4 protein-coding genes and 1 tRNA gene are annotated in these 4,170 nt (G+C 69.9%); 3 read left to right on the top strand and 2 right to left on the bottom strand.

All coding sequences use genetic code 11. The features are described 5' to 3' along the window. Positions 1-220 precede the first annotated feature (220 nt). Positions 221-997, bottom strand: coding sequence for a hypothetical protein (locus B2869_RS08495; protein ID WP_021201304.1), 777 nt, complete (start codon positions 995-997; stop codon positions 221-223). 132 nt (positions 998-1,129) lie between these two features. Here B2869_RS08495 and B2869_RS08490 point away from each other — a divergent pair, with 132 nt between their 5' ends. The 3 genes from B2869_RS08490 to B2869_RS08480 all read left to right on the top strand — a co-directional run bounded on the left by B2869_RS08490 (position 1,130) and on the right by B2869_RS08480 (position 3,689). Next, positions 1,130-2,176 carry a hypothetical protein gene (locus B2869_RS08490; RefSeq protein WP_292765042.1) on the top strand — a complete coding sequence of 349 codons (1,047 nt, stop codon included), beginning with the start codon at positions 1,130-1,132 and terminating at the stop codon, positions 2,174-2,176. A 51-nt stretch (positions 2,177-2,227) separates the two neighbouring features. Next, a tRNA-Ser gene (locus tag B2869_RS08485) sits at positions 2,228-2,318 on the top strand. Between the two features lie 603 nt (positions 2,319-2,921). Then, positions 2,922-3,689: a coenzyme F420-0:L-glutamate ligase gene (locus B2869_RS08480; protein WP_292765039.1), complete on the top strand. Its 768-nt coding sequence runs from the start codon at positions 2,922-2,924 to the stop codon at positions 3,687-3,689. Positions 3,690-3,705: 16 nt separating this feature from the next. On the opposite strand, the gene B2869_RS08475 is transcribed toward B2869_RS08480, so the two are convergent. Next, the coding region (locus B2869_RS08475; protein ID WP_292765036.1) for a 2-phospho-L-lactate transferase CofD family protein at positions 3,706-4,170 on the bottom strand (465 nt) is incomplete at its 5' end.

Below are 4,170 nucleotides of genomic sequence, written 5' to 3'. Positions count from 1 at the left end.
CGTGCTGGTGCTCGACGAGCCGACGGCGGGGGTCGATCCGGAAGCATCGAATGCCCTGCTGCGTGATCTGCTGCAGGCCGCGGGGGAGCAGTCGGTGCTGCTGATCTCGCACGTGGCGCCTCCCGAGGGGACGGTCGACCGCGTGGTGCGGATTCACGACGGCCGCACGATCTGAGGGGCAGCGAGAAGGAACCTGTGGGGAGACCCGCGGGCCGTCGCCTCAGACGTTCATGTCGACGGGCGGTTCCATCACGATGCCCTGAGCCTCGAACGCGCGACGGCGCTCCTCGATGCGGCGGTGCAGCTCGACCTGCGCATCGTCGACGAACTGCGGGTCGAGGTCGACGGTCTTCGGGTGCGGGTCGCCGTGGTTGGCGGCGATGTAGGCGTCGAGCTCGGGGCCGCTGGTCCATGACGTGATGAGCGCGTACCGCGGGGCGGTGCCGCGGTGCCAGACCGCGTGCCAGAAGCGCTGGGTGTCGACGATGATGCGCGAGCCGGCGCGCAGCGGCAGGCGGATCTCGGTCGCCGGATCGAAACGGTCGGCGCGCAGGATCAGCATCGACTCGGTGTCGTCGGAGAGGTTGAAGAACCCGCGGACGACCCAGCCGGTGCCCTCTTCGTTGAGGCGGTTGTTGTCGTCCTGGTGCAGGTTGTAGATCGCGTCGGCGTACTCGTTCGGCTGCAGCTCGATCACGCGGCAGCGGCCGATGCCGGCGCCCGGCTCCTGTGCCCGGCGTTGGAGCGTCGGGGCGACTGCGACCTGCGAGGCGACCCAGACGCCATCCTTGTCGGTGCGCGGCGGGGTGTGGTTCCAGAAGCCGTTGCAGTCGACGTCGCCGGCATAGCTGGTGAGCGGGGCGAAGCGCGTGATGCCGGAGGAGCGCCAGCCGACGTACTCCAGGCCCAACCATTCGGCGGGATCCGTGGCGGAGGTGTGGTCGTCGAGGACCACGTAGCCGGTCTCGGACAGCGCCTCGGACGTGATGAAGCCCATGATGAATACCTTCCCGTCATCGCTGCCCCCACAGGCGGCGGGTTCTTAGGCCATCCTAACTCGAATGCCCATCGCAGCGTGGGGGTCTCGCCGGGGAAAAGGCCCGACGGGAGCGTCGATATCCTGAGGAGTATGACTCAGCCGCAGGGTGCCCTCCTCGTGGGCAGCGTGAATTACGACGATGCCGAGACCACGATCCGCACCGCTGCGGAACTGCTCGGCACCCGGCTCCGTCGCATTCCGGACGGCGAGGTCGGCAAGCGGTTCCACTGGATCATGTTCCAGCCCGACGTGATCGGTGAGGCCGAGGGCATCGAGCGCACAGGCGACGAACCAATCCCGTTCCCCGCCGGCATCGACGCCCGCGGCCTGCGCATCGCCGAGGGAGTGGATGCCGCGAGCATCGAGATGCCGCCGCTGGGGTACGCCGCCGCCGCGATCGAGTCGTATGCGGTGTTCGAGCGGCTGCGGGCCGAGGGCACGGTGCCCGCCGGCGTGCGGTTCCAGGTGTCGCTGCCGACGCCGCTCGCCGTGATCTCCTCCTTCTTCCACGGCGATGACCGCGCCGCGATCGAGCCCGTCTACACCGCCGCGATCCTGCGCGAGCTCGACGAGATCCTCGAGGCCATCCCGCACGAGGACCTCGCGGTGCAGTGGGACGTCGCGAGCGAGATGGGCATCATCGAGCGCGCCGCGGGCTACGGAGCGGTCATGGAGGCGTGGTGGCCCGGCGACCCGTTCGACGGTCTGGTCTCGCGCCTGGCCGCACTGGTCGACGCGGTGCCCGCCGACGTCGAGGTGGGTGTGCACCTCTGCTACGGCGACGCGGGGGAGAAGCACTTCTTCGAGCCGCGCGACGCCGCGAACCTGGTCCGCTACGCGAACGCCGTGGTGGTGGCATCCGCCCGTCCGCTCACGTGGCTGCACCTGCCGGTGCCGATCGACCACGACGACGAGGCCTACTTCGCCCCGCTCACAGGCCTCGCCCCGGTCGGCGAGCTCTACCTGGGCCTCGTGCACCGCGAGGACGGGGTGGAGGGCGCCGCCCGTCGCGTCGCCGCCGCGACTCCGTTCGCCACCGAGTTCGGGGTCGCGACCGAGTGCGGCATCGGGCGCGCGCCCGCGGGATCGACCGAGGGCATCCTGCGCACGCACGCCGAGGTCGCCGCCGCCTGGTGACATGCGGGTCTCGATTCGCGTGCGGGCCCCGCGTCGCGTAAGCTATTCCGCGGTGACGTGTCCGAGCGGCCGAAGGTGCAACTCTCGAAAAGTTGTGTAGGGTAACCCCCTACCGTGGGTTCAAATCCCACCGTCACCGCCACCACGAAGGCCCCGACTCCCTTGGAAACATAGGGAAGCGGGGCCTTCGTCTTGCGGCGATGGGCTCTCGCGGTAACGCAGCAGTAACGCTTCGCGCGGGGAGTATAGGGAGAAGCAAGCCGCGAGATCGGTCGGCCACATGATCACCCAACCACCATGACCGTGATCAACGGCTACACCAAGCCCAGCTGCCCGCCATGCAACGCAACGACCGGGCCCTCGACGCCGCTAGCGTCCCGTTCGAGATTGGCGCCCGTAGCCTGAACGCTTCCGCGCCCTAGTGCGCCAAGACCCTCGGCCACGTCCAGGCGTCCGTAGTCACAGGATGAGGAGCACTGGTCCAGGTTCCATACCGACCCGATCGCCGAGCCTTCCGCCACTCGGGCCGCCGCGTCGGCGACATTGCAGTGACGGTCCTCTTGCATTGCCCCGATCGGGCGGGACGGCCCCCGAGGCTCGCCCTTCATGACGAGCAAGAATGTTCCGCCCCAGGGCACCGACTGCATCAGGACCCATTCATCCGAGGATGAGCCCATCACGACGGGCAGATATCGATTCGCCGTTGCTATTCTCGGTTCAGAGCATCTGCAAAGGAGCATGCCCCGTGTCCTCTCCCGTCCTGACCGTCTTCGCGCTCGAGGGGATTCCGGAGATCCGTGCGGGCGACGACCTCGTCGAGATCATCCGGCACGCCGCAGAAGGTCGCGTGCACACCGGCGACATCCTGGTGGTGACGAGCAAGATCGTCTCGAAGGCGGAGGGCCGGACGGTCGCGGCCACGACGAGGGACGAGGTGATCGCGCAGGAGACCGTCCGGGTCGTCGCCGAGCGCGCGCATCCCGGAGGCGTGACGCGCATCGTGCAGAACCGCAACGGTCTGGTGATGGCCGCCGCGGGTGTCGACGCGAGCAACGTGGACGATGACGTGGTGCTGCTGCTTCCGGAGGATCCAGACGCCTCTGCGCTCCGGCTGCGGAACGGGGTGCGCGACATGCTGGGGATCGAGGTGGGGGTGATCGTCTCCGACACGTTCGGTCGCCCGTGGCGCCTGGGACAGACGGACGTCGCGATCGGAGCGGCCGGCGTGGCCGTGATGGTCGATCTGGCGGGGACGGCGGATGCCAATGGACGCACGCTGAGCGTGACGGCGCCGGCCGTCGGAGACGAGATCGCCGCCGCTGCCGACCTCGTGAAGGGCAAGACCGGAGGAACGCCGGTCGCCGTCGTGCGCGGGCTCGCGCATCTCGTGACAGCAGAGGCTCCTCCCGGCGGAGCCGCGCTCATCCGCCCGCTGGAGGACGATCTGTTCTCCACAGGGACCGCCGAGGCCTTCGCCGCTGGGAAGCGCAGCGCGGAGGAGAGGGCAGGCTGAGCGCGAGCCCCCGCGGTCACACGATGCCGGTGACGCCCACCGCCGTCAGAGCGTGTCCGGCGAGCCGCCTGGCGGCCGCTGCGTCTCTCATGAGGAGGGGGACAGCGCGCGTGGGGATGCCGGCATCGTGCAGTCCGGGGATCGCAACCGCGTCTGCGGTGTCGACGAGCCACTGATCCAGCAGGCCGCCATAGCGGCGGGCTCCGTAGTGCCGGGCCACGGCCGCGGCCGTCACATCGACGCCGATCGCCCGCAGGCACTCCGTCGCCATGCCGCGGACCGCGGCGCCGTCGATGAGAGGAGACACGCCGACGATCGGACCGTCGACATCGCGCACGGCGTCGGCGACCCCGCGCACCTGCAGGATCCGGCCGATCGAGACGACGGGGTTCGAGGGGGCGATGAGCACGACGTCCGCCGCCGAGATGGCCGCCCGCGCCGCCGGCGACAGCTCCGGGGGCGCGGCCGGCCCCCCCCCCCC

The sequence above is a fragment of the Microbacterium sp. UBA3486 genome (genome assembly GCF_002377845.1).
Lineage (GTDB): Bacteria > Actinomycetota > Actinomycetes > Actinomycetales > Microbacteriaceae > Microbacterium > Microbacterium maritypicum_A.
Note: the sequence above shows the minus strand (reverse complement) of the source record. Positions and strands in the feature narration are given on the sequence as shown.

Excerpts from the sequence above, each read along its gene's own strand:
- B2869_RS08495 (WP_021201304.1), bottom strand. The coding sequence starts at position 997 with ATGGGCTTCATCACGTCCGAGGCGCTGTCCGAGACCGGCTACGTGGTC.
- B2869_RS08490 (WP_292765042.1), top strand. The coding sequence starts at position 1,130 with ATGACTCAGCCGCAGGGTGCCCTCCTCGTGGGCAGCGTGAATTACGAC.